General features: G+C 67.5%; 26 protein-coding genes and 1 tRNA gene. 16 read left to right on the top strand and 11 right to left on the bottom strand.

What is annotated here, in order from left to right; translation table 11 throughout:
- Nucleotides 1–20: 20 nt before the first annotated feature.
- Nucleotides 21–857 carry a pantoate kinase gene (locus P1L41_RS08145; protein ID WP_276298361.1) on the bottom strand — a complete coding sequence of 279 codons (837 nt, stop codon included), beginning with the start codon at nt 855–857 and terminating at the stop codon, nt 21–23.
- Between the two features lie 105 nt (nt 858–962).
- Between P1L41_RS08145 and P1L41_RS08150 the strand changes: the two genes are divergently transcribed.
- The 4 genes from P1L41_RS08150 to P1L41_RS08165 all read left to right on the top strand — a co-directional run bounded on the left by P1L41_RS08150 (nt 963) and on the right by P1L41_RS08165 (nt 2,492).
- Nucleotides 963–1,265: a UPF0175 family protein gene (locus P1L41_RS08150; protein ID WP_276298362.1), complete on the top strand. Its 303-nt coding sequence runs from the start codon at nt 963–965 to the stop codon at nt 1,263–1,265.
- Nucleotides 1,262–1,777 carry a PIN domain-containing protein gene (locus P1L41_RS08155; protein WP_276298363.1) on the top strand — a complete coding sequence of 172 codons (516 nt, stop codon included), beginning with the start codon at nt 1,262–1,264 and terminating at the stop codon, nt 1,775–1,777. Before P1L41_RS08150 ends, P1L41_RS08155 begins: the two co-directional genes overlap by 4 nt.
- Before the next feature lie 96 nt (nt 1,778–1,873).
- The gene (locus tag P1L41_RS08160) at nt 1,874–2,248 is read left to right on the top strand and encodes a prefoldin subunit beta (RefSeq protein ID WP_276298364.1); all 375 of its coding nucleotides are present in this window, start codon (nt 1,874–1,876) and stop codon (nt 2,246–2,248) included.
- Nucleotides 2,249–2,252: 4 nt separating this feature from the next.
- Nucleotides 2,253–2,492, top strand: coding sequence for a DUF3194 domain-containing protein (locus tag P1L41_RS08165; protein ID WP_276298365.1), 240 nt, complete (start codon nt 2,253–2,255; stop codon nt 2,490–2,492).
- A 121-nt stretch (nt 2,493–2,613) separates the two neighbouring features.
- Here P1L41_RS08165 and P1L41_RS08170 read toward each other — a convergent pair whose 3' ends face one another.
- The 3 genes from P1L41_RS08170 to P1L41_RS08180 all read right to left on the bottom strand — a co-directional run bounded on the left by P1L41_RS08170 (nt 2,614) and on the right by P1L41_RS08180 (nt 4,007).
- Entirely contained in the window at nt 2,614–2,925 is a 312-nt protein-coding gene (locus P1L41_RS08170; protein WP_276298366.1) for a DUF8142 family protein, read from the bottom strand.
- Nucleotides 2,926–3,007: 82 nt separating this feature from the next.
- Nucleotides 3,008–3,580, bottom strand: a complete 573-nt coding sequence (locus tag P1L41_RS08175) for a hypothetical protein (protein WP_276298367.1) — start codon at nt 3,578–3,580, stop codon at nt 3,008–3,010.
- 139 nt (nt 3,581–3,719) lie between these two features.
- Entirely contained in the window at nt 3,720–4,007 is a 288-nt protein-coding gene (locus P1L41_RS08180; RefSeq protein ID WP_276298368.1) for a DUF8081 domain-containing protein, read from the bottom strand.
- 75 nt (nt 4,008–4,082) lie between these two features.
- On the opposite strand from P1L41_RS08180, the gene P1L41_RS08185 reads away from it, so the two are divergent.
- The 6 genes from P1L41_RS08185 to tuf all read left to right on the top strand — a co-directional run bounded on the left by P1L41_RS08185 (nt 4,083) and on the right by tuf (nt 11,053).
- Nucleotides 4,083–4,538, top strand: a complete 456-nt coding sequence (locus P1L41_RS08185; protein WP_276298369.1) for a bifunctional nuclease family protein — start codon at nt 4,083–4,085, stop codon at nt 4,536–4,538.
- A gap of 56 nt (nt 4,539–4,594) precedes the next feature.
- A complete protein-coding gene (locus P1L41_RS08190; RefSeq protein ID WP_276298370.1) occupies nt 4,595–5,251 on the top strand; it encodes an HAD family hydrolase in 657 nt (218 codons plus the stop codon).
- A gap of 116 nt (nt 5,252–5,367) precedes the next feature.
- Nucleotides 5,368–7,845 carry a bacterio-opsin activator domain-containing protein gene (locus P1L41_RS08195; RefSeq protein ID WP_276298371.1) on the top strand — a complete coding sequence of 826 codons (2,478 nt, stop codon included), beginning with the start codon at nt 5,368–5,370 and terminating at the stop codon, nt 7,843–7,845.
- A gap of 112 nt (nt 7,846–7,957) precedes the next feature.
- Nucleotides 7,958–8,254 (top strand): HalOD1 output domain-containing protein, encoded by a 297-nt coding sequence (locus tag P1L41_RS08200; RefSeq protein WP_276298372.1) that lies wholly within the window; start codon nt 7,958–7,960, stop codon nt 8,252–8,254.
- A gap of 427 nt (nt 8,255–8,681) precedes the next feature.
- Nucleotides 8,682–9,653 (top strand): terpene synthase family protein, encoded by a 972-nt coding sequence (locus P1L41_RS08205; RefSeq protein WP_276298373.1) that lies wholly within the window; start codon nt 8,682–8,684, stop codon nt 9,651–9,653.
- A 131-nt stretch (nt 9,654–9,784) separates the two neighbouring features.
- Nucleotides 9,785–11,053: a translation elongation factor EF-1 subunit alpha gene (gene tuf / locus P1L41_RS08210; RefSeq protein WP_276298374.1), complete on the top strand. Its 1,269-nt coding sequence runs from the start codon at nt 9,785–9,787 to the stop codon at nt 11,051–11,053.
- A gap of 109 nt (nt 11,054–11,162) precedes the next feature.
- Here tuf and P1L41_RS08215 read toward each other — a convergent pair whose 3' ends face one another.
- The 3 genes from P1L41_RS08215 to P1L41_RS08225 all read right to left on the bottom strand — a co-directional run bounded on the left by P1L41_RS08215 (nt 11,163) and on the right by P1L41_RS08225 (nt 13,500).
- On the bottom strand, nt 11,163–11,381 hold the full coding sequence (locus tag P1L41_RS08215; protein ID WP_276298375.1) for a DUF1328 family protein: 219 nt from the start codon (nt 11,379–11,381) through the stop codon (nt 11,163–11,165).
- 81 nt (nt 11,382–11,462) lie between these two features.
- Nucleotides 11,463–13,007: a (R)-citramalate synthase gene (locus tag P1L41_RS08220; protein WP_276298376.1), complete on the bottom strand. Its 1,545-nt coding sequence runs from the start codon at nt 13,005–13,007 to the stop codon at nt 11,463–11,465.
- Between the two features lie 145 nt (nt 13,008–13,152).
- Nucleotides 13,153–13,500: a DUF192 domain-containing protein gene (locus P1L41_RS08225; RefSeq protein WP_276298377.1), complete on the bottom strand. Its 348-nt coding sequence runs from the start codon at nt 13,498–13,500 to the stop codon at nt 13,153–13,155.
- Between the two features lie 152 nt (nt 13,501–13,652).
- On the opposite strand from P1L41_RS08225, the gene P1L41_RS08230 reads away from it, so the two are divergent.
- From P1L41_RS08230 to P1L41_RS08255, 6 genes are all read left to right on the top strand, one after another.
- On the top strand, nt 13,653–15,143 hold the full coding sequence (locus P1L41_RS08230; RefSeq protein ID WP_276298378.1) for a PAS domain S-box protein: 1,491 nt from the start codon (nt 13,653–13,655) through the stop codon (nt 15,141–15,143).
- 26 nt (nt 15,144–15,169) lie between these two features.
- Nucleotides 15,170–15,718: a DUF7097 family protein gene (locus P1L41_RS08235; RefSeq protein WP_276298379.1), complete on the top strand. Its 549-nt coding sequence runs from the start codon at nt 15,170–15,172 to the stop codon at nt 15,716–15,718.
- Between the two features lie 93 nt (nt 15,719–15,811).
- Complete coding sequence (locus P1L41_RS08240; RefSeq protein WP_276298380.1) at nt 15,812–16,885, top strand: ATP-binding protein; 1,074 nt, start codon at nt 15,812–15,814, stop codon at nt 16,883–16,885.
- A gap of 49 nt (nt 16,886–16,934) precedes the next feature.
- Complete coding sequence (locus P1L41_RS08245; protein WP_276298381.1) at nt 16,935–17,504, top strand: GMP synthase subunit A; 570 nt, start codon at nt 16,935–16,937, stop codon at nt 17,502–17,504.
- A gap of 58 nt (nt 17,505–17,562) precedes the next feature.
- Entirely contained in the window at nt 17,563–19,425 is a 1,863-nt protein-coding gene (locus tag P1L41_RS08250; protein WP_276298382.1) for a DUF2070 family protein, read from the top strand.
- 61 nt (nt 19,426–19,486) lie between these two features.
- Nucleotides 19,487–20,155 carry a DUF502 domain-containing protein gene (locus P1L41_RS08255; RefSeq protein WP_276298383.1) on the top strand — a complete coding sequence of 223 codons (669 nt, stop codon included), beginning with the start codon at nt 19,487–19,489 and terminating at the stop codon, nt 20,153–20,155.
- A 37-nt stretch (nt 20,156–20,192) separates the two neighbouring features.
- Here P1L41_RS08255 and P1L41_RS08260 read toward each other — a convergent pair.
- From P1L41_RS08260 to P1L41_RS08275, 4 genes are all read right to left on the bottom strand, one after another.
- Nucleotides 20,193–20,277 (bottom strand) — tRNA-Ser (locus P1L41_RS08260).
- Nucleotides 20,278–20,452: 175 nt separating this feature from the next.
- On the bottom strand, nt 20,453–20,899 hold the full coding sequence (locus P1L41_RS08265; RefSeq protein ID WP_276298384.1) for a YybH family protein: 447 nt from the start codon (nt 20,897–20,899) through the stop codon (nt 20,453–20,455).
- Between the two features lie 123 nt (nt 20,900–21,022).
- Nucleotides 21,023–22,576 carry a hydantoinase B/oxoprolinase family protein gene (locus P1L41_RS08270; RefSeq protein WP_276298385.1) on the bottom strand — a complete coding sequence of 518 codons (1,554 nt, stop codon included), beginning with the start codon at nt 22,574–22,576 and terminating at the stop codon, nt 21,023–21,025.
- Entirely contained in the window at nt 22,573–24,558 is a 1,986-nt protein-coding gene (locus tag P1L41_RS08275; protein ID WP_276298386.1) for a hydantoinase/oxoprolinase family protein, read from the bottom strand. The genes P1L41_RS08270 and P1L41_RS08275 overlap by 4 nt, the downstream gene beginning before the upstream one ends.
- Between the last annotated feature and the right edge of the window lie 31 nt (nt 24,559–24,589).

Below are 24,589 nucleotides of genomic sequence, written 5' to 3' on the forward strand. Positions count from 1 at the left end.
GAGGGTAGAAAGCCCGTCGGTCAGCGGTCGGGTTCGACCGTCGCGCCCGCCGGGTCCACTTCACAGACGTTCGCGTCGTACCCAGCGTCGGTGAGACCGGTCCCGAGCGCGAAGACCGTCTCGCCGAGCATCGCCATCGCGGCGTCGCCGCCCGCCTCGTTGACGTCGGTGACGACGTCCCACACCGCCGGCGTGAGCAGGTCGGCCTCCCTGGAAAACTGCCGGGACGCGCGCATGAACGATTCGAGGGTCGGTTCCTTGACGACCTGCGAGAGCGCCCGTTCGCCGGCCCCACTCAGTTCCGCCGTCTCGCCGTCGACCACGTCGGCTGTCGAGAGCTCGCCGAGCGTGTGGTACTCGATGCGTGCCCGGTCGGGGATCGCGTCGACGTAGTTGTGGCCCGGCGCACCGGGTTCCAGGCGGAGCGGAATACCCCCTCGGGACTGCCCGACGACGTCGCCCAGGCCGGTTCCAGCCTGGACCTCCGCGCCGTGGGCGACGGTCACCAGCTCGTTGTAAGAGAGTCGCCGGTCGAAGGCGGCGTTGCCCGCGAGCGCCGTCCCCAGTGCCATGGCGCCGGAGACGCCGAAGCCCGCCCCCAGCGGCAGATCCGTGGTTGCGGTCACGCGCGCGGTTGCTCCGAGAGCGTCGAGCACTCGTTCCACGGCGTCCATCCCCACCCGCTCTCCATCGAGTTCGATACGTGTCTCCTCGGCCGGGCGGATGGTCACCCGGACGCCGTCGGAGAGCGCCAGTCCGCCCCCACGCGACCCCGTCTCCGTCGGGTCCTCGCCCCGGTCCACGGTGAAAAAGCCGGTCACGTGCCCGGGGACGAAGGCCTCGGCTTCCGTCTTCATGATCGGTTCCTCGTGTGCCCACCGGGTTAATCGTTGGCGTGTCGGGCCAGCGGGCGGCTCCGGCCCGTAGTTTCAAGTGCGTATGCATTGTAATACTTCGAATACATGCCGACAATCAGTGCACGGCTCCCCAGCGAGGAGAAGGCGGAACTCGACGACGTGGCGGCACTGCTCTCGGAGGACCGGTCGACGACCATCCGGAAGGCGCTGGCGGAGGGCCTCGAGACGCTGCGTATCCGCGTGGCCGTCGAGCGCTACCAGTCCGGCGACGTCTCGGCCGCGGAAGCGGCCCGCATCGCGGACCTGTCGGTCGCCGAGTGGCTCGACGTCGCCCGCGAGCGCAACCTCACCACGCAGCTGACGCTGTCTGACCTCGAACTGGACGCCGACACGGCGGCGGAACTGTGACCCGCATCTACGTCGGGCCCACCTCGCTGTACAAGCTCGGGCAGGTGGGCGAGCTCTCACTGCTGGGTGCGTTCGAGGGCGACGTCGTCGTCCCGGAACCCATCATCGACGAGGTGGCTATCGAACCGACGGCGACGAACTTAGCGGAGTTCCTCGAGAGCGACCCCGTCGACACGGCCGTCGACGACGCGGCCGTCGAGCAGGCGCGGTCCCTGCTGGGCGAGAAGCAACTGGGGCCAGCGGTCACCGTCCTCGCCGGCGTGCTGGCCCACCGCGACCCCGACGACCGGTCGGCGGTCGCCGTGGTCTCCGAGGACCGGACCGTCCGGCGAATGGCCCAGGGACTCGGCTCGGCGGTCACCAGCAGTTTCGGCGTCGTCGTCCGTGCGGCCGTCGAGGACGACTCGCTCTCGCCGACGGCGGCGAAGCGCATCATCCGCCGGATGGACCAGCACGGGATGCACCTGACGGGGGAGCTGCGGGAGCGTGCGGTGGGGGAAGTGACGGGGTAGGACAGCCGCGAACTGTGGCAGGGTGATGGGCTGAGTTCGTCCGAACGATAGCACCGAAAGCGTGGGTTTAACAGTCCGGACCCCGACCCTCGGAGTATGCAGGGTAACCTTCCGCCGGAAGCACAGGAGAAGCTCGAAGAACTGCAGGACCTTCAGGAGACCGCACAGCAGGTCGCGACACAGAAGCAGCAGGCCGAGTCGCAGCTGAAGGAGTCCGAGACGGCGCTCGACGAGCTCGACGACATCGACGAGGACACGACGATGTACCGCGAGGTCGGCGAGCTGCTCGTCAAGACGGAGTTCGACGAGGCCCGCGACGACTTAGAAGAGAAGGTCAGCAACCTCGAGGTCCGCGTCGAGACCCTCGAGAAGCAGGAGCAGCGCGTCCAGGAGCAGTTCGAGGACCTGCAGGGCGAGCTCCAGCAGATGCTCGGTGGCGGCCCCGCTGGCGGCCCCGGCGCAGGCGCGTAAGGCGATGCCGACAGACGACGAGGTCGTCGAGGCGGCCGCCGAAGCCGCCGAATCCGTCGTCTTCTCCCGATACGGAAAGAGCGAGGTCGACGACCTCGACGTGACGGTCACGTTCGAGGACGCCGTCCTCGACGTCGCCGTCTACGTCAACGCTCCGGAGAGTCGACTCGACGAGCAACAAGTCGCGGACGACGCGGCGCTGGCGGCCCGGTCGGCGGTCGACGACCTCTTCGCCGAGGAATAGCGACTCCGTCGCACCCACGCGGCACTGTGCGACGGTGCGTTTTCACTCAGTCGTGATACATCAGCCAGCCGCAGTGCTCGCTGTGTGACTGTGTGTCGCTCGTCGGACTCCCTGCCGGCGGCTACGGTTCGCCCGTCCGGTCGCTCGCGAACCCGGTCCGGAAGGCGATCCATCCCAGGACCGAGACGAACAGAATCGGCGGGAGAATCATGAAGCCCCACAGCGGGTCGAGCCCCCAGCCGAGCAACAGCACCAGGTCGAAGAGCCCGATGAGGAGGAACGGGGTGACGTACTTCGCGGCCTGCCACCGGCTCATGCCGTCGCCGCCGAGGAGCGACGTCGACTCCTCGTCGCCCGCGAGGAGGTCCTCGGTCGTCCGGTCGGCCGCGACCGAGTCCTCGGGGCGGACGCTTGACTCGGCGGTATCGTCCATACGTACCCTCAGGAACGGACGGCAAAAAGCACCGCGCTTGCGCGTGCGTCAGCGGGACCAGTCGCTTCCGTGGAGGGCAGTGTTACTGCTCGCTGTCGTCGGTGTCGCTCTCGGTGTTCTGGGTGTCTTCAGCGTCCTGCGTGTCTTCAGCGTCCTGCGTGTCTTCAGCGTCCTGCGTGTCTTCAGCGTCCTGCGTGTCTTCAGCGTCCTGCGTGTCTTCAGCGTCCTCGTCGGACTCGTCGCCCGGCGTCAGGTCGCTGATCTGCTGGCCCAGGTCGCCCTCGAGCGTGCCGGCGATGTGCTGGCCGATGGTCTCGTGAATCTCGCCGACGAAGTCGGGCACCTGTTCGGGCATCGAGGTTGGCGGGCCGCGTTCACCGGCCGCGTCGGCAGCACCTACGTCGGCGGGCGGACCGCGCCGGTCGGCGTCGGCCTCTGTCGCGGCGTCGTCATCGTCCTCAGCCTCGGACGCGTCGTCGGTCTCGGCAGCGTCAGCTGCCGTCTCGTTCACGTCGTCCGCCTGCGCGGCCGTCGCGTCGTCGCTCGCGGCTGCGTTGTCGGAAGCCTGTGCGCCTGCGGCCGCAGGCAGCGCCGCCGCCGAGCCCGTGACGAGGAGCACGGCGAGCAGCGCGCCAGTGAGTTTCGTGAGTTGCATCGTGCGTTGACTCCACTCGACCCTGTGGACTGGTGGGATATGAAGGGGGAAAGCACGAAACGCGAATCAACTCGAATTTGGCCGAATTAGCCACTCTAAACGCAGATTTAATCCGGGTTAACTGGGGTTGACCGGGCGGCTATCGCTCGGTATCGGCCAACGTCTGCTGGCTCCCGGTCGCTCGCGTTCGCGCGCGCTCTCGGGTGCGACCGACGAGGTAGCCGTCGGCCTCGTCGTCGGCCCAGGGCGGGGCGTCCTGCAGCCAGACCGGTGCCGTCGGTCCGCGACACGCTCGCGCCCACTCCCGGGCCAGTGCCTTCGTCTCGAAGACCCGTCGCGGACCGTGGCGGTTCACCCACCGGCCCGCGGGTGCGCTGACCTTCCGCGCCGAGGGCTTCACCCGGACCAGATACCCGTCGTCGCTCACAGTCGGGCATTGGCGGCCGGCGACTAAACATCCCGCGGGGTAGATTTTCATACCCGCGCGCCCAACGTATCGCTCATGGAACACGAGGCCACGGTCCAGGGAGTCGGCGTCGGCGTCAGCGACGAGGGGACCGGAACGCCGGTTGTGCTTCTGCGCGCACGGGGAGAGATTATCCCCATCTTCGTCAGCACGGACCAGGCCCAGTCGATGCAACTCGCCATCGACGGCGAACCGTTCGAGCGGCCGCTGACCCACGACCTGCTCGTCGAGATGGTCGCGGAGTTCGGCGGCGCCATCGACCAGGTTCGCATCGACGACCTGGCCGACGGCACGTTCTACGCCAAGATCGACACCGAGCAGTATCTGGAGTCGGGACGCAAGGAGATTGTCTTCGACGCCCGCCCCTCCGATGGCATCGCCCTCGGTCTCCGCGTGGACTGCCCCATCGTCGTCTCCGACGAGGTCATCGACGCCGCCGGGCGGTCGCCCGACCAGTTCGACACCGGCGGGAGCGAGGAGTTCGGAGTATAGGGTGGCACCGGCGCGATGAGAAAGACTCTCGACCGTCCGTCCCCGACCTATCTCCAATGAGTTACGACTCGGTCATCTTCGACAACGACGGCGTCCTCTTGACGCTGACCGGGATGGACGCCCACCGGGACGGCGCCCGCGAGGCCTTCGCCCGTGTCGGCGTGGACGCGCCCGACCCGGACCACGTCGAGGCGATGAGTATCGGCGTGTCGGTGCCTCGACTCGAGTCGGTGTGTGCCCACTACGACGTCGACCCGGCGCGGTTCTGGCGAGCGAGGGACGCCGCCATCTCGGCCGCCCAGCGCGCCGCGATGACGGCGGGCGAGAAGCACCCCTACGACGACATCGACCGCCTCGATGCCCTCTCGGTCCCCCTCGGCGTCGTCTCGTCGAACCAGCAGGCGACCGTGGACTTCGCGTTCGACCACTTCGGCCTCGCCTCCCGGTTCGAGACCGTCCGCGCTCGCGAGCCGACCATCGAGAGTCTCCGACTGAAGAAACCACACCCCCACTACGTCGAGGCGGCGCTCGACGACCTCGGCGTCGACGACGCGCTGTTCGTCGGTGACAACGAGTCCGACGTCGAGGCGGCCCACCGCGCGGGTATCGACGCCGCGTTCATCCGGCGGCCCCACCGCGTCGACGCCGACCTCGATGTCGACCCCGAGTACGACGTCTGGGGACTCGAGGATGTGGTTCGTATCGCTGAGTGACAGGACGTATCTGACGGTTATCGGAGGGTATTCCGAGCGTTATTTTGCCGTACCTGGGACACATCTGGTAACTATACTGAAGTCAGGCTTTCCACCCCGAGCGCCCGATGCCGTGTATGGAGAAGTCGGCCGGGGGGCCACCACAGGATGGCGATAGCGATACGGACGACAGTGAGCAATCAGCGGCGGCGCGCGAGTCGCCGCCGGTCCTACTGGAGACGCTCGCGGCCCGGGTCCCCGAACCGGTCGTCGTCGTCGATTCGGACCTGCACATCGCGGTCGCGAACGACCGCCTCGCAGACCTGGTCGGCCTGTCGTCGTCCGTGCTCGTCGGCGAACCGGTGGGATGGCTCTTTCCGGGGGTGTCACAGACGGCCATCGAGGAGCACTGTCACACTGACACCGGCGAGTACCTCGTCTCGCGCAGCGACGGGGCGGGCGGAGGCGGCTGGGTGGAGCTGGCCTTCGACGAGCAGCGCTGGGACGACGAGCTGTTCTACTTCGGCGTCGTCCACGACGTGACCGACCGGCAGGAACACGAGCAGATGCTCGAACAGTACGAACGCATCGTCGAGACCATCGAAGACGGCGTCTACACGCTCGACGAGTCGTTCACCATCCAGACGGTCAACAGCGCCGTCGAGTCGATGACCGGGCACTCGACCGCGGACCTCGTCGGCGAGAGCGCGATGATACTGGCCGACGAGTCCACGCTCGAGGAGGCGGCGACGCTGGCCGAGCAGATGCAGTTCGGGGACCGTGAGGTGGGGACGATGACCACGGAACTGACGACGGCGAACGGGGGGACGATTCCCGTCGAGACGCGGTTCACGACGTACGACCTCGACGACGGCCGGTTCAGACAGGTGGGCGTCGTCCGCGACATCTCCGACCGGCGTCAGCTCGAACAGACGCTCGCGGCGCTCCACGACGCGACCCGCTATCTGCTCCAGGCCAAGACCAAATCCGAGGTGGCGGAGCACATCGTCGGGACGGCGACGGACGTCCTCGACCTGCCGGCGGCCTCGATGTACCTCTTTCACCCCGGCGAGAACGTCCTCCGACAGACGGCGCTGTCGGGCGCGAGCGACGGTGACCGGACCCGAGCCCGACTCGTCACGCCCGACAGCGGTCTCATCTGGGACGCGTTCGTCGACAACGAACAGATTTCCTTCGGCACGGGTACAGAGAGACCCCTCAGCGATGGGCTATCGACGCCCGAGTGGCCGGGTATCGCGCTCCCGCTCGACGACCACGGCGTCTTCCTCGTCCGGACCGACGAGGAACTCGAACCGCGTCTCCGCGAGATGGTCGAACTCCTCGCCGCCAGCGCCGAGGCCGCACTGGCGCGGGTCGACCGCGAGGTGACGCTCAGGCAACGCGAGTCCGAGCGACGGAGCCAGAACCGGGAACTGCGCCAGCTCAAGGAGGTCAACGCCATCATCAGGCGCATCGACCGGGTGCTGGTCGAGGCCGAGACGGTCGAAGCCATCGAACAGGCCGTCTGTGACCAGCTGGCGGCGTCCGAACTGTTCTCGCTCGCGTGGATCGGCCGCCAGGACGCCTCGACCCTCGTGGCGCGTTCCTGGGCCGGAGACTCCGCGAGCTATCTGGACAGCATCGACCTCACAATCGGCCCAGAGGACGGTCCGCCCGCCGTGCGCACGGCCCGTTCGGCGCAGATGACGGTGGTGCCGGCCATCGGTGATAGCCTCCGCGACGGCGCGTGGCGGACGGAGGCCATCTCCCGGGACTACCAGTCGGCCATCAGCGTCCCCCTGCAGTACGACGAGTTCGTCTACGGTGTGCTGACCGTCTACGCCGACCGCTCGGACGGCTTCCGCGAGATGCTCCAGTCGGTGTTCGCCGAACTCGGCGAGACCATCGCGAACGCCATCCGGGACGTCGAGTCCCGGAAGCGGGACGCGGCCGACACCGTCCTCGAGCTCGAACTCTCGCTCGGTGAGACCGACGCCCTGCTCGCCCAGCTCGCCGATTCGCTGGGCGTCACCGTCACCTGCGACGGGGCCGTGCCACACGACGACGACTCGACGCGGTTGTTCATCGAGGTCGACGGGGCCCCGGACGTCGACGTGGTCGAGACCATCGCGTCGATGGTCAGCGTCGACTCCGTCACCGACCTCTCGGTGGACGGCGAGACCGGCCGCTACGAGCTCATCGTGGACGGGCCGACGGTGGCCGGGACGCTGAACGAGCTCGCGGCGAACCTCTCGTCGCTCGAGGCGACGTCGGCCGGCATCGAGGTGACGCTCCACCTGACGACGGACGTCGACGTCAGGGAGTTCATCGAACGACTCCGCCGCCGGTATCCCGACACGCAACTCGTCGCGCGGCGCGAGAAGACCGTCCCGCACCGGGCACACGACGGCATCCGCGCGTCGCTCGAAGAGCGCCTGACCGACCGACAACTCGAGGTGCTGCGGACGTCGTACCTGAGCGGCTTCTTCGACTGGCCGCGCAAGAGCACCGGCCAGGACGTCGCCGCGATGCTCGACGTCTCCCAGCCGACGGTCAATCGGCACCTGCGGGTGAGCGAGCGCAAGCTCCTCGAACTCCTCTTCGACGACGTCTGAGAGACGCTCCGGCCGGGAGCTATACGTATACGGCCACCGGTCGGCGCGCTGAATCTGATTAGCCGGAATCTGTTTTTCGGTATCCTCGGTACGTGAGAACGTCGAATTACGAATGACCGATACTACACTCGTCTACCGACCCTCACCGAACGAAACGCTCTCTGACACCGTCGTCCGTGCCGTCGCGGACGTCAAGGACGTCGACCCCCTCGACCTGGACGCCCGGGTCTACGACGCTGTCGACCCCGACGCCCTCGACCGGCTGTTCACGCCCACCGGAGACGGGTCGGCGCGGGAGGGGATGGTCGCCTTCCCGATGGCGGGCTGTCGCGTCGAGGTACAGAGCGACCACGCCGTTCGGGTGACGCCGCCTCAGGCAGACCGACTGTCGGCCGAAGTTCGTGCCTGAGTTCCCGTCTCACGTTCTGTAGTCGTTCTCGCAGCGGAGTAATCGCGTGTTACCAATCGAGACGCCCGCACTGCGAGGGCTGCCGAATTGGGTCCTCTCGAGTTCGCCGCTGACCCTCTTTCTTCGACTCAGTATGAGTATCTTACCGAACTTCAAACTGGTACGTATCTACAGTGACTCTGTTACGAGTTGGCACGTATCTGATTGTCACTGGTCTGGATATCGTACGAATCCCCTTACGTCGGAAGCCGACAGGAGCAGACATGGGATGCGCAAGCGATGTGCTGGGACGTCTGCCACCTGTCGTTCACGACAGCGTAGTGTCGCGTTTTAACACGGCATTACCAGTACTCAAACGGACGGTACTAGTGGATTACCAGCGGGGTATCCGCCGTCGCGGGTCGCCTGTCGACAGGGGGCTCGGAAGATGAGCACCGACAGCCGACGCGCCGAGAGCCCGGAGTTCTTCGACCGGATTCAGCGAGTGACGCTGCCCGACCGCGTGCGGGAACTCGTCGACGAGTACGACCGGGTCTGTGGCGAGCGCGACCGCTTCCTCTGGCGGTGGATCTACTCGCTGTTCCCCGAGTTCACGCTCTCGTCGGTCGACTCCCACCACGCCGAGCACGTGCGCACGCAGAAGATGGTACTGACGATGTACGTCACTGTCCTCGACGACCTGGTCGAGAACCACGGGGACCGTGAGACCTTCGAGGAGGCCCGTCGCCTCGTGCAGGCCCCCTCGACCGTCGACCCCGAACGGGCCACCGTCGACGAGGCGTACTTCACGTTCATCGAACGGCTCTGGGCGGAGTTCACTGTGGGGCTCGAAGACGCTCCCCGCCGCGAGGAGTTCGAGGACGTCTTCGCCTACGACAGCAAACAGACGCTGAACGCGATGGACTACAGCGCCGTCGTCAACGAGAACCCCAGAATCGCGAACCTGAACGGCGCCGAGCGCTACGACGCGCACAACATGGTCATGTTCCCGTACGCCGACGTCGACCTGATGTACTCGCCGACCTTTGACCTCGCCGACTACGGGACGCTCCGCGACATCCTCTGGGACCTCCAGGAGATGGCCCGCATCGGCAACTGGCTCACGACCTGGGAGCGCGAGGTCAGGGAGGACGACTTCACCGCCGGCATCGTCGTCCTCGCCCTGCAGGAGGGCATCGTCACGCCCGACGAGCTCTCGGGAACCCCCGAACAGAAAGAGGCGGTCATCGACCGCATCAAGGACCAGCGCATCGAACAGGTGTTCCGCGACCGCTGGGCCGACCGGTACCGCGCGGTCCGTGACCGAAAGGCCGAGGCCGACAGCGTGGACCTCGACGCCCTCGTCTCGGGGATGGAGACGGTGTTCGAGTACCACGTCGAGAGTCGCGGTTTCAAGTAGTCGACCCGGGACTCTGACGGCCCAGCCGTTCGGTGAGACGGGTCGGTTCGGGTGCTGCAGTATGTTTTATTGTAGATTGAAATGAATTATCGTAGTGGTGACGTTCGTCGTCGAGCGAACGACAGTTACCTATGAGTGAGAACAAACCACACCAGAACCTGGCCATCATCGGTCACGTCGACCACGGGAAGAGCACGCTCGTCGGACGACTCCTCTTCGAGACGGGAAGCATCCCCGAGCACATCATCGAGCAGCACCGTGAGGAAGCCGAAGAGAAGGGCAAGGGCGGCTTCGAGTTCGCCTACGTCATGGACAACCTCGCCGAGGAACGCGAACGCGGACTGACGATCGACATCGCCCACCAGAAGTTCGACACGGACACGTACTACTTCACTATCGTGGACACGCCCGGCCACCGCGACTTCGTGAAGAACATGATCACTGGCGCGAGCCAGGCCGACCACGCCGTCCTCGTCGTCGCGGCCGACGACGGGGTCCAGCCACAGACCCGCGAGCACGTCTTCCTCTCGCGGACGCTGGGTATCGAGGAACTCGTCGTCGCCGTCAACAAGATGGACATGGTCAACTACGACGAGGACCGGTTCCGGGAGGTCGTCGAGGAAGTCAAGGAACTGCTGAACCAGGTCCGGTTCGCGACCGAGGACGCCTCCTTCCTGCCGATCTCGGCGTTCGAGGGTGACAACATCGCCGAACCGTCCGAGAACACGCCGTGGTACGACGGGAAGACGCTCCTGGAGACGCTGAACGACCTGCCCGAGCCACAGCCGCCGACGGACGCCCCCCTGCGGCTGCCGATACAGGACGTCTACACTATCTCCGGCATCGGGACCGTCCCTGTCGGTCGCGTCGAGACGGGTATCCTCAACACCGGCGACAACGTCTCGTTCCAGCCGTCTGACGTCGCTGGTGAGGTCAAGACCATCGAGATGCACCACGAGGAGGTCCCGCAGGCCGGCCCCGGCGACAACGTCGGGTTCAACGTCCGTGGCGTCGGCAAGGACGACATCCGCCGGGGCGACGTCTGTGGCCCCGCCGACGACCCGCCGTCGGTCGCCGAGACGTTCCAGGCCCAGATCGTCGTGATGCAACACCCGTCGGTCATCACGCCGGGCTACACGCCGGTCTTCCACGCCCACACCGCACAGGTCGCCTGTACGTTCGAGTCGCTGGACCAGAAGCTCGACCCAGCCTCCGGCGAGGTCGAAGAAGAGAACCCGGATTTCATCGAGAACGGGGATGCCGCGGTCGTCACGATTCGTCCGCAGAAGCCACTCAGTGTCGAGCCGTCGTCGGAGATTCCGGAACTGGGCTCCTTCGCCATCCGCGACATGGGTCAGACCATCGCCGCCGGCAAAGTCCTCAGCGTCACCGAACGCTGAGCACCTCGTCATCGGTCGCCGTCCGGTGACGTGGTCGCCGAGACACGGGTCCCTGTCTCCCTCCGAACGCAGCGGTGCCGGGACGCCTGCTCCGTTGCCGGGTGCGCCCTCAGAGTAGGAACGAGACGACGGCGAGCACGATGAAGATGATGACGAGCCACTTCGCGATTTTCATGCTCAGTCCGGCGACACCACGCGCTCCGAGGACCGCCGCGACGAGTGCGAGCAGCAGAAAGAAGACGGCGAGCTCGATGAAGCCACCGCCGAACTGGAGCGGTGGAACCTGCATGACTGATACGGCACTCTGAACCGGCTGTTCGATACTCATACAACGATCCACGACGCACCCCTTCTTGGCACTTGTCTTATAATTACGGATTACCGAACGTATCAGGGAAGGGGCCAGTGCTCAGTCGTCGGCGACCAGCGGTTCGTCCTCGTCGGCCATCAGGCGGTCCATCGCGTCGACCATCGCCCGCACCGACGCGCGCGTGATGTCCGAGTCGCTGGCCGAGACGGCGACGTGGTCGTCGCCCCGAGACATCTCTATCTCGACGGTGACGATAGCGTCCGTGCCGCCGGTGATGGCGTCGACGTGGTAGTCCTCCAGCGTCGCGTCAGCGGCGTGGGACAGCGCCGTCTCGGTGGCGTTCATCGCGGCGTCGACCGGGCCGGACCCGACGGAGGCCTCCTTGCGCTCCTCGCCGTCGACCGAGAGCCGGACGCTCGCGGTCGGGGTGTCGGAGCCGGAGACGGCCGTCAACCCGAGCAGCTCGACGCGACGGTCCTTCTCCTGGCCGGTGACGTCGTCGGCGATGGTGAGCAGGTCCGCGTCCGTGACGCGCTTGCCCCGGTCGCCGATCTCCTTGACGCGCGTGACGACCTGTGCGAGCTGGTCGTCGGTGACTTCGACGTCGTGCTCGTCCAGCGCGGCTTTCACGCCGGCACGGCCCGCGTGCTTGCCGAGCGCGAGGCGGCGCTCGCGGCCCACCTTCTCGGGTGGGTACGGTTCGTACATCGAGTCGTCCTTGAGCGTGCCGTCGGTGTGGATGCCCGACTCGTGGGTGAAGGCGTTCTGGCCGACGACTGCCTTGTTCGGGGCCAGCGGGATGCCGGTCCGGTTGGCGATGAGCTCGGCGAGGTCGTACACTTCGGTCAGGTCCATCGTCTCGACGCCGTACCCGTGCGAGAGCGCGATGGCGACCTCTTCGAGTGCGACGTTGCCGGCCCGCTCGCCGATGCCGTTGATGGTGCCGTGGACCATGTCGGCGCCCGCGGCGACCGAGGTCAACGCGTTCATGACTGCGAGCCCCAGGTCGTCGTGTGTGTGGGTGCTCACGGGGCCGAGCTCGGCGAGTCGGGAGACGCTCTCCAGCGCGCGGTCCGGGGTGGCGTGGCCCACCGTGTCGGCCCAGCAGATTCGGTCCGCGCCGGCGTCGAGCGCCGCGCCGAGCAGCTCTTCGAGGTAGTCGAGGTCTGCGCGCGACCCGTCCTCGCCGATGACCTCGACCCACAGGCCGTGGTCCGTCGCGTACTCGACGAGTTCCACGGTGTTCTCGACGTTGTCTGCCTTCGAGGTACCGACCTTCTGCTCGACGTGCTTGTCGCTGGCCGGGACGACGAGGTCGATGCCGTCGACGCCACACTCCAGTGCGAGGTCGATGTCGTTCCGGATGCCACGACAGAAGCTGGTCACGGACGCGTCCAGGTCGAGTTCGGCGACCCGCGAGATGGTCTCGCGCTCGCCGGGCCCGGTGCAGGCGCTGCCGGCCTCGATGAAGTCGATGCCGGCGGCGTCGAGCTTGCGGGCGATACGGGCCTTGTCGTCCGGCGTCAGCGAGACGCCGGGGGCCTGCTCGCCGTCGCGCAGCGTCGTATCCAGAAACTGTACCTCGCCGACGTCTTCGAGGGGACGCGTCGCTGGGTGGTCCCCGAACAATGTGTGCTGGCTCACAGAAGATTCACTTCCGTCACTCTTGCGGGCGAATTTCGCACCCAGTCGCCTGGCGGCGACTTCCTCTATCCTCCGTCGGGTGTTCCGACATTGTACTCTGACGTGACACGCTCACACTATAAAAAGTGACGGATACGCGCCGCAGTCACGACTCGACGACGACGGTGTCCCCGACCGCCACCCCTTCGGCCGCTCCCGCGGGCAGTTCCAGCACGGTGTCGGCCTTCGCCCACCCGAACGAGCGCCAGGGAGACATCGTCTCGACCCTCGTTACTTCCTCGTCGGCAATCCACACCACGTCGATGGGAAAGCGGACGAACAGCATGTGGATAGACCGCCGGCCGACGCGGTCGAACGGGAAGACGAGCCCGTAGTCGTCGGGGATCGACCGGCGGAACATCAGCCCGCGGCTCTGCTGGAGCATCGACTCGGCGCGCTCGACGTCGGTCGCCAGCGGCCGGGCCGCGCCCTCGGGCTCGTGGACGATGCGCATGCTCTTCGCCTGGGGCGAGGCGGTGTTAGGTGTTCTGCCCGACGGGCCAACGGTTACGGATTCCTATCCGCTGGGAATCCGTCCCCTGTTTAATGCGGGTGGGTCTGGTTCTTCCACTGATGACATGGCTGTCCGGTGTGAGACGTAGGGCCTTGAGTCGCTCGAAATGGGTGACGGGCGTACAGTGGAGATGGCTCGGCGGATTGGTGTTGCTCGTCCCCGGTATCGCCGTCGGCCTCGTGACCGTCGTCCAGCTACTCAACTCCGAAGCCGCTGCACAGTGGCGGCTCGTTACCGGTGCTGCGCTCTTCTGTCTCAGTCTCCCGCTGGTCGTGGGCGCCGGCTGGCTCGCGACGAGCGACTACGACCCGGCCGGCGTCAAACGCGTCGTCGCCTGGTCGCTGGCGGGTTCGGCGCCCATCACGGCCCTGGCCCTGGTGGTCGTCGGCTACCAGCGGGCCCACGGCGTCACGCTGGCCGACCCCTGGCTCGTCACCGGGTGGGTTGCGGGGACGGGCGCGGTGGGTGGTCTGCTCACCGGCGTCTACGACGTCAGCCGGGAACGCGAACGCGCTCGGAGCGCCCGCGCCGAGAACCGTCTCAGCGCTGTCGTCGAGGCCTCTCCGGTGGCAGTCATCGCCATCGACAGCGACGGTGACGTCCAGACGTGGTCGAACGGGGCCGAGCGGCTGTTCGGGTGGTCGGCCGAGGAGATTCTCGGCGAGCCGTACCCGCTGGTGCCCGACGACCGGCGAGCGGAGTTCCGCCGACACAAACAGCGGGTCGACGAGGGGCAGGTCATCGACGGCGTGGAGACCCAGCGCCAGCGCAGTGACGGCGCGCTCGTCGACGTCAGTCTCTGGGCTGCCCCCATCAACGACACCGACGAATCAGTCTCCGGCCACATGATCGCCATCGCGGACGTGACCGACCGGAAGCAACGTGAGCAACAGCTCGCGGTCCTGGAGCGCGTCCTCAGACACGACATCCGAAACACGGTCAACGTCATCGAGGGCCGGGGTGACCTCCTCATGCGGGAACTCGACGACCCGGAGAACCTGACGGCGGCCAGCCGGATCGTCGAGCGGGCCCGCCGGCTCGAACGGCTGAGCGAGAAGGCCCGCGACGTGACGAACGTGCTCCGTGGCGGTGAAGACGCCGGCGTCGTCGACGTCGTCGACCTGCTCCGGGAACAGCAGCGGCGTATCGGCCGCGAGTATCCGGACTGCGACATCCGACTCGATGCACCGAGGTCGGCCATCGCCGCCGGCGACCAGCGACTCGGCATCGCGATCAGAGAGACCGTCGAGAACGCTGTCGTTCACGGCTACGAACAGACACCCGACGAGGTGGAGGCGTACGTCAGCCTCGACGTGCGACACGAAGGCGACTACGTCGTCGTCGACGTCGCCGACACCGGACCGGGTATCCCCGAACGGGAGCGCGCGCCGCTCTCGGCCGAGACGGAGACGAGCCTCCAGCACGGGAGCGGTATCGGCCTCTGGTCCATCTACTGGCTGGTCAGGAGCCTCGGTGGCGAGGTGAGCATCTCCGACCGAGAGCCCCGTGGCGCCCTCGTGACCCTCCGACTGCCGGAAGCCCCCGAGTCGCTGCTCGTCCCCGAGGACCAGCGAACAGATTGATTACCGTCGCCCTCGGAGCGTCGCCCATGGAGAAAGCGCCCGGTGGGACCTCCGTCGGCGTCGACGACCCCTACGAGTACGTCGACCGGTGTGACTTCGTGACCGACGAGGGGAAGTGCCGCTGGGCGCGGGAACACGGCCAGCACGACCCCGAGTTCGCGAACGCACGCAGTGCCGACGGGTTCCGCTGCCCGGCCGCCGTGGGGCCGGACGGTGACCCCGACGGTGCGGAGTGGGACTGGGCCGACTGCCCGCACTTCCGCTGTCGTAAGCACGACCGGGCGTGCGTTCGCTGCGGGCTGACCGAGCGACGGATGGCACACTCCGACGAGCGGCCGCTGCTCGAAGAGCATCACCTCTCGTACCGCGAGAGGTCGAGCGAGGACGGCCTCGACCACGAGATAACGGTCTTCCTCTGCCGGTGGTGTCACGCCAAGGTCCACGGGTCCTGGGCGCGAATCGACGACGACGTGGCCCCGGACCCGGAAGCCGTCGCCGAGCGCGAGGGCCGGCGGACCAGAGAACAGTCAGAACTGGGGTTCGAGTCGGCGGCCGACCGATACGACGACTCCTGACGGCACCGCACCGATTATCGGATTTGATAGCCTCAACTGCAAACACTAAGTCACCCCTCCGGAAACAGGTAGCCACTCGTGAAGCATCTGGAGGTGTCGAAGCGCTCCCTCGGGATGGGCTACGTCGTGGGCACGGGGGTGGTTCTGTCTCTCGTGTTGCTCGTGCACGCCGTCCTCGCGCTGCAGGTCGGCGTGTACGCCCTCGCCGTCGTCTGTTCCGGCCTGGTGCCGGCCCTCACGCTCGTCGGGGCCAACTACTGGCTCCCCCGGAGCGGACTGGACGGCGAGGAGGTGTGGACCGTCGCCGAGTGGGGCGGGTTCGGCATCGCCGTCCTGACGCTCGTCAACGTCGCGGTCCTCTTATCAGACGTCACAATCGTCCGCTACGTCCCTGGACTGCTCGCCAGTAGCGTCGCTATCGGTGGGTTCGTCGGCTTCCTCGTCGGCGCCCACCTGGAACTTCGCCGGTCGGCCCGTCGCCTCTCACAGAGCAACGACGTGCTCAACCGCGTGCTCAGACACGACATGCGAAACGACCTCAACGTCGCGCTTGGCCACCTGACACAGCTCGAACGGACGACCTCCGGCGAGGCCACCGAACACGTCGACCGGCTCAGAGAGACGATAGACGACATGACGACGACGACCGAGAAGGCCCGACAGATAGACGTCGCGCTGGCGGCCGACCGCCGCTCACAGCGCCCCGTCGACGTGGTCCCCCACATCCGCGAACGGGTCGACGCCGTCCGGCGGGCCTACCCCGAAGCGACCGTCGAACTCGACTGTCCCGACGAGCTCGTGGTCCACGCCGACTGGTTGCTCGGGACGGTGCTCGACAACCTCGTCGAGAACGCCATCGTCCACAACGAGGGGACGCCGTCGCTCACCGTCGCCGTCGAACGGTGCGGACAGACCGCCTGTATCCGGGTCACCGACGACGGCCCGACCATCCCCGAGACGGAGCTCGACGTCTTCTCGGAGGGCACCGAGACGCCGCTGCACCACTCGAAAGGGGTCGGGCTCTGGCTCGTCACCTGGGTGGTCGAGAGCTACGGCGGCGACGTCACCTTCGGCACCTCCGACACCGGCGGCAACGTCGTCGAGATCGAACTGCAGACCGCCTCCTGGGTCGAGAAACAGCGATGGGGCGACCTCTTCGCTCGCTGAGCCGACCGTATCAGGAAATATATAGGCGGCGATAGCGTTGCCGTGAACAATGACCCGAATCGCCGTCATCGACAACCACGGGCAGTTCACGCACCTCGAACAGCGTGCGCTTCGCGACATGGGTGTCGACGTAGAACTGCTTGACAACACGACGCCGGCCGCGGACATCGACGCCGACGGCGTCGTCCTCTCCGGCGGACCGGACATCGACGACATCGGCAACTGTGCCGAGTACCTGGACCTGGATATCCCGGTCTTCGGTATCTGCCTCGGGATGCAGATCATCGCACAGGAGCTGGGCGGGCGCGTCGGTAACGGGGACTACGGCGGCTACGCCGACGTCACCGTCGAGATTCTCGACGAGTCGGACCCGCTCGTCGGCTCGCTCTACCCCGAGACGCGCGTCTGGGCGAGCCACGCAGACGAGGTCAAAGAGGTTCCAGACGGGTTCGAGCGGACCGCGACGTCCGATATCTGTGGCGTCGAGGCGATGAGCAACGCCGACGAGAACATCTACGGCGTCCAGTGGCACCCCGAGGTCGCCCACACCGAAGAGGGCGAGGCGGTCTTCGAGAACTTCATCTCGGTCTGTGACCGGCAGTCGGTCGCCCGGCAGTGAGGTGCGTCAGACGCAGCCGAACGATTTTAACGGTACTGAGACAAGTGACGGTTGACATATGACGGCCACACAGGGGAACCTCGCCAGTCTCTCCCGGTTCATCTTCCGGGCGCCGAACTGGTACTCGAGCCTCACGTTCGCCCTGCTTATCGCCGCGTTTACCGGTATCGCCGCCTTCGACTCCCGGTTCGTCCTCGACGACGCCTGGCAGGGGGTGTTCTACATCGGCATCCCGACGGCGATCGCCGGTGCCATCACGCCGTGGGTCGACCGTCGCTTCGGCGGGCAGTTGACGCCTAACCGCGCGTCGCTGCTCGCGCTCATCTGTGAGCTCATCACCATCGCGTTCCTCACTGTCGCAGGCGTTATCGCTCTCATCAGTCCCCAGCTCGGCCAGAACTTCGTCTTCGACACGCTACTGGTCGCGCTGGCCTCTATCTTCGCGTTCCGGCTGCTCATCCTGATGGCGGTCTCGCGCCACTCGCTGCTGCAGGCGGTCGTCCCGGCGAGCGTCCAGACGGTCGCCGCTGCGGGACTGCTGGCCATCTACAGCGGTGCGACGGCGTTCATCCTGGACAACCCGATGCTCCGGGAGACGCTGGCCCGCGCCGAACAGGCCCCACCGGAGATTCAGGGACTGATTCCCGCGGACTTCGTCCTGCTCGCGGTCATCTGTGCGTTCTACGCGCTGGCCGTCTGGGTGTTCCTCGTCGTCATCGACCAGCCGTGGCGGTCGTCGCTGGGCGTCTCGGCCCTTGACTTCCTCAGGGGGTTCATCGGCCACATCGCCGAGGGCTCGGACGAACTGGAGGCGTTCTTCGAGGACATCGGCGAGGAGGCGCTCGTCCCGGTGACGGTCCTCTCGGTCCGCCGGTCGGACGGCGACGAGAAGGCTCGTTTCGTCCTCCCGATGATTCACCCGGGGCCGATGGGCGAAATCGGCGGGGGCAACCTCCCCAAACGGGTCGCCGACGACGCCGACGGGCTCGCCTTCCCGCCCCACGCGACCGCCGGCCACGATTTCAACCTCGTCACCGAGAAGGAAGTCGATACCATCCTCGAGACGGCCACGGCGGCCCACGAGACTATCGAGTACTCCGACGAGGCGACGACCGGCCACAGACTGACCGAGGGCGAGGCGACGCTGACCGGCCACTCGTTCGGTGACGACGCCTTCGTCGTCACCACGTACGCGCCCGGCTTCGCCGACGACGTCGCGTACGCGGTCGGCCTCTCGGCGATGTCGGAGGCCCGCTCGGGCGGCCTGGACGACGTCCTGCTGGTTGACGCACACAACAGCAACGACGGCCTGGAGGGCGAGGACCTGGGCCACGTCGTCCCAGGGAGCCAGCGCTCGTTCGACATGATATACGGCGCGGGCCGACTGGGCGATATCCTCTCGGACGCCGAGACGGGGACGCTCCGCTGTGGTGTCGCCTGGGACGAGACGCCGTGGGGTCCCGCGGACGGCATCGGCCCGCTCGGTATCCGGGTCTGTGTCTTCGAGGTCGGTGGCCAGACCACCGCCTACGTCCTCATCGACGGCAACAACATGGAACCGGGCCTGCGCGACCGCATCGTCGAGGCGGTCGATGGCGTCGACCTGGTGGAGGTGATGACCAGCGACACTCACATCGTCAACACCGTCGAGGCCGAGAACCAGGTCGGGCAGGCCCTTCCCCCGCAGGAGCTCTTCGCCATCGTCGACAACCTGGTCGACCGCGCCGTCGCCGACCTCGAACCGGTCGAGGCGGGGATGGCCAGCGAGACGGCCGAGGTGACCGTCTTCGGGAACGACCGCACGGAGACGCTCGCCTCGACGGCCAACGCGATGGTCTCGCTGGGCGGTGCGCTGGCCGCGGCGTTCATCCTCGCGGTGATGGCCGTCAGCGTCCTCATCTTCTTCGTCGCCGGCGTGTGACGGGCCTCCGGCACCCGAGCGCGTCGAAGAGATAAGTTCGGTCCGCTCTTTGGCCTCCGGTATGAAGCTATCCGACGCGCTCAAGAACAGTTTCCTCTCCGGATTGATCCTGATTACACCGCTGGTCGTGACGGTGTTGGTCCTCCGGGTGCTGGTCAACTGGTCGCTCATCTTCCTCAACCCGATCGTCGAGGGGACGCGGCTGACACAGTACACGGCGAACATCGAAGTCGCCGCCCAGGTGCTGGCCGCCGTCCTCATCCTCCTGGCAATCACGACGCTCGGTTATCTCGCCCAGCGGAGCATCGGCCAGCACCTGTTCGGGAACATCGGCCGCGTGGTCAACATCATCCCGCTGGTCAACACCATCTACGCCAGCGTCCGACAGGTGGCGACATCGCTCGTCGAGCGGAAGACGAACTACGACGGGGTCGCCCTCGTCGAGTACCCGCGCGAGGGCGTCTACGCCATCGGCCTCGTCACCGGGGACGCGCCGCCTTCGATGGAAGCCGTCGCCGAGGAGGAACTCTACGCCGTGTTCCTCCCCCACAGCCCCAACCCGACGGCTGGCCGACTCCTCTACCTCCCGGAGGACGAGGTCCACAAGATCGACATGAGCGTCCGGCGCGGGATGCGCCTCGTCGTGACGACCGGGATGGGCGAGGAGTCGGAGTCACCGCTCCTCCCGGAACTCGAGAACGGCGAGAAGAACGACATCGTCGACACATGAGGCGGTCGTACTGCTCGTCGGTTCGCGTCGACAGAAGCGCCGAGGAGGAGATTTGAACTCCTGAGTCCGTGAGGACAGTTGCTCTCGAAGCAACCGCCTTGGCCAGGCTAGGCTACCTCGGCTCACCCTATCGTTCCGCGCTGTTGTCTTTAGGGGTTTCGATTCCTGGCGGGCGGTCGGACGTCTCGGCGCCATCGTCCGGGGGTGGCGCGACTCCGCTATCGGCGTACTACCTGTATTAAAACCGCAGTCCCAGTCCGGCCGAATATACCGCTCGAACAGGACTGAGCCGTTCTATCAGGCGCTCGCGTTCAATCCCTCGAGGATCTCGACGAACGGCTCGCTCAGGTCGCTGTGGTGGTGGACCATCTTCCACTCACCGTCTTCCAGGCGATAGACGTTGGTCGCCCGGTACTCGCCCTCGACCGGGGTGTCTGCGAGCGTCATGGACACGTTCTCCGTCGCGAGTTCGTACGCGATATCGCCGAAGACGCGAAGGACCTGGTCGCTTCGACTGATGGTCCCGTCCGTCGAGATGTCCGCGATAGACCCCCAGGGCTCTTTGACCTCGTCCCAGCCGACCTCTCGGCCGCCGATGGGGTGCATCGTCGTCACGTCGTCCGCGTGCGACCACGCGTCTGCCATCGCGCTCGCGTCACCGTTGGCCATCTGTTCCAGTGCCTCGTAGAATCGGTCGGACGCTGCTCGGACACCGGCTTCTGGCGCTGCTTGTTCTGTTGCCATTGCAATAACCTCAGCGTACTAACACCTCCTGAGGGGATATACTGCTATCACTGGTTGTGCACGGATACGGCCGTATCTCTCACCACTCAGATACCGGATTAGCACCCCGGCTCGACGTCCCGCTCACGAGTCGTCGTCCTCGTTCACGTCCCCGTATCCACCACCACCGGGCGTCTCGACGCGGACGGTCGTCCCGGCCTCGACGTCCCTGGTCACCTTCGCGCCGACTTCCGTCCCGTCGACGTAGTTCCGACCCGTGGCGCCGTCCGCCCCGCCCGCGAGTCCCCAGGGCGCGTGGCGGCGGCGCTCGGTCAACAGGGAGACTGTCGCGTCGGTCTCGACGGTGAGCTCGCGTATCAGGCCGTCGCCGCCGCGGTGTCGCCCGTCTCCGCCGCTCCCGTCTCGGAGGCTGTACTCCGCGACGCGCAGCGGGTAGGCGGCTTCCAGGGCTTCGACTGGCGTGTTCAGCGTGTTGGTCATCCCGACCTGGATGCCCGAGGGGCCGTCGGCCTCGCTGGTCGCACCCATCCCACCGCCGATGGTCTCGTAGTAGCTGAACGACGGGCCGCCGACGACGAGGTTGTTCATCGTCCCCTGCCCGGCCGCCGGGACACGCTCGGGGGCGGCGTCGGCGAGTGCCCGGAACACCACGTCGGTGACGCGCTGGCTCGTCTCGACGTTGCCGCCGACGACGGCTGCCGGCGGCTTCGGGTTCAGCAGCGACCCCGGCGGGGCGTGGACCGACACCGGGTCGTAACAGCCCTGATTCGGCGGGACGTCGGGGTCGGTCACGCAGCGAACGACGTAGTAGACGGCGCTCTTGGCGACCGATAGCGGCGCGTTGACGTTCCCGTCGACCTGCGGGGCCGTCCCGGCGAAGTCCACGTCCAGGTGGGCGCCGTCGACGGTCACCGTCACCTCGATTGGGATGTCGGCGTCGGTGACGCCGTCGCCCTCCATGACGTCCGTGGCGGTGTAGGTGCCGTCGGGAATCTCGCGCAGTTCGGCCTCGACGCGGTTCCTGGAGTACTTGCGGACGGCGTCGAACGCCGCGAGCAGGCGGTCGCCGTGGTCGGCCAGCAGCTCCGCGACGCGGTCGGCCCCGCGGTCGTTGGCGGCGACCTGTGCCTGCAGGTCGGCCCGGCGCTCGGCCGGGCTGCGGACGTTCGCCGCGAGCAGGGCCCACACGTCCTCGCGGCGCTCCTCGTCCGCGACGAGCCGGAGCGGCGGGATGCGGACACCTTCCTGGTGTATATCCCGTGCGCCGGCCGGCATGCTCCCGGGGGCCATCCCGCCCACGTCGGCGTGGTGCGCGCGCGAGACGGCGTAGCCGACGATTTCGCCTGCGGGCGCGACGGGCGAGACGAGCGTCACGTCCGGCAGGTGGGTCCCGCCCTCGAACGGGTCGTTGAGGATGAACACGTCGCCGGGACGGGGGTCCTCGTCCCGAACCGCGTCGACGGTCTCTGGCATCGCGCCCAGGTGGACGGGGATGTGCTCGGCCTGGGCGACCAGCCGACCGCCGGCGTCGAACAGCGCCGTCGAGCAGTCCCGGCGCTCGGTGATGTTCGGCGAGAACGCGCCGCGGACGAGCACCTCGCCCATCTCCTCGGCGACGCTCTCCAGTTGGTTACGGAGAATCTCGAGTTCCACGGCGTCGAGGTCGGGTGTGGTCACGCGTTCCCCTCCAGACTGAGCGTCCCACGGTCGTCGACGGCCAACGACCACGCCGGCGGGACGACGACCGTGCTCTCACCGCCCTCGACGATGGCCGGACCCGACCGCTCGGTGCCGGGCGACAGCCCAGCCCAGTCGAGCACCGGCGTCTCGCGCCACGCGCCGTCGAAGCGGACCTCGCGCCGACCGGTGCGGGCTTCGGCCGTCGCCGCGTGCGACAGCGGCGGCATCTCGTGGTCGACGGTCGCCGTCGCCCGCAGTGTCACCACCTCGACGGGCTCTTCGGCCAGGCGGTAGCCGTGGGCCCGCTCGTGGGCGGCGTGGAACCGGGCGGCGACCGTCGCGCGGTCGAAGTCCTCGATGACGACCCCGAGCTCGTAACTCTGCCCGGCGTACCGGCAATCGGCCTGGAAGGTGACCGTCGCCGCCCCGGGGTCGGCCGCGTCGTCCAACGCTTCGGCTGCGAGGTCACCGAGAACGTCTTCGACGGTCTCTGGGTCTGCCTCGTCCAGCCGTGTCCGGTAGGTTCGCGCGGCGTCGTGCTGTTCGTCGGCGGCCAGCAGGCCGAGCGCCGAGAGGACGCCGCTGGCTCGCGGAACCACGACGCGCTCGACGCCCAGGCGGTCGGCCAGCGCGGCGGCGTGCATCGGCCCCGCCCCGCCGAAGGCCGCGATGGCGAACTCGCGGGGGTCGTGGCCCCGTTCGGCGGTCACGCTCCGGATGGCACGGGTCATCGTCGCGTTCGCGACGGTGTAGACTCCTTCGGCGGCTTCGAGCGCTCCCTCGAGGCCGGCGTCGGCAGCGAGCCGCTCCAGCGCCTCGTCCGCAGCCTCGACGTCGAGCTCGAGACCGTTCCCGAGCGTCGTATCGGCGCCCAGATACCCGAGTTCGAGCGCCGCGTCGGTCACCGTCGGGTCGGTGCCCCCCTTCCCGTAGCAGGCCGGGCCTGGGTCGGCGCCGGCCGACTGCGGACCGACGCGAAGTGCGCCGCCCTCGTCGACCCAGGCGACAGAGCCGCCGCCCGCGCCGACCGTCTCGACGTCGACCATCGGAATGCGGACCGGGCGCCCGCCCACGTCCGCCTCGGTCGTCCGCTCGACGGTCCCGTCGCGCACCAGCGAGACGTCGCTGGAGGTCCCGCCCATGTCGAACGTGACCAGTCCCGCAGCGTCGTCGGGTTCGAAGACGCTGGCCCCGACCACACCGGCGGCCGGGCCCGAGAGCGCCGCTGTCACGGCGTTCTCCCGGACTGTCTCGACCGCGGCGATACCGCCGTTGGACTGCATCACCATCGGGGCCGGCAGGCCGCGGTCGTCGACGCCCGCTGACAGCCGTTCGAGGTACTCGTCGATGACCGGCGCCAGGCCGGCGTCGGCCACCGTCGTCGCCGTGCGCTCGTACTCCCGGAACTCCGCGAGCACTTCGTGACTGGCCGACACCGGCACATCGAGTTCTTCTCGGAGTATCTCGACAGTGCGGCGCTCGTTCTCCGGGTGGGCGTAGGCGTGGAGGAACGAGACAGCGACTGCCTCGGCCTCGATGTCGGCTGCCAGGTCACGGACGGCCTCGGGGTCGACCGCGCGTTCGATACTGTCGGTCGTCGCCCGTTCGTCGAGTTCGTGGCGGCGCTCGGCGGGGACCAGTGGTGCCGGCCGGTCCGAACTCGGGTCGTAGAGTGTCGGTCGGTCCTGGCGGCCGATGGCCAGCACGTCGCCGAACCCGGCGGTGGTGACCAGCGCCGTCTCGGCGACCCGTTCCTCCAGCAGCGCGTTCGTCGCGGCCGTCGTCGCGTGGCGGAAGGCATCGACGGCCGCGAGGTCGACGCCGGCCCGCTCGCAGGCCGTCTCGATGCCGTCGAGGACCCCCGTGTGCTGCGGGTTCGTCGTCGGCACCTTCGCCGTCGTCATCCCGCCGGGCGTCACCAGGACCACGTCGGTGAACGTCCCCCCGACGTCGACGCCCACCCGAACCGAATCGTCCATACCTCCCGTCGAAGGGCCGGCGTGAAAAACG

The sequence above is a fragment of the Haloarcula ordinaria genome, assembly GCF_029338275.1.
GTDB classification, from domain to species: Archaea; Halobacteriota; Halobacteria; order Halobacteriales; family Haloarculaceae; genus Haloarcula; species Haloarcula ordinaria.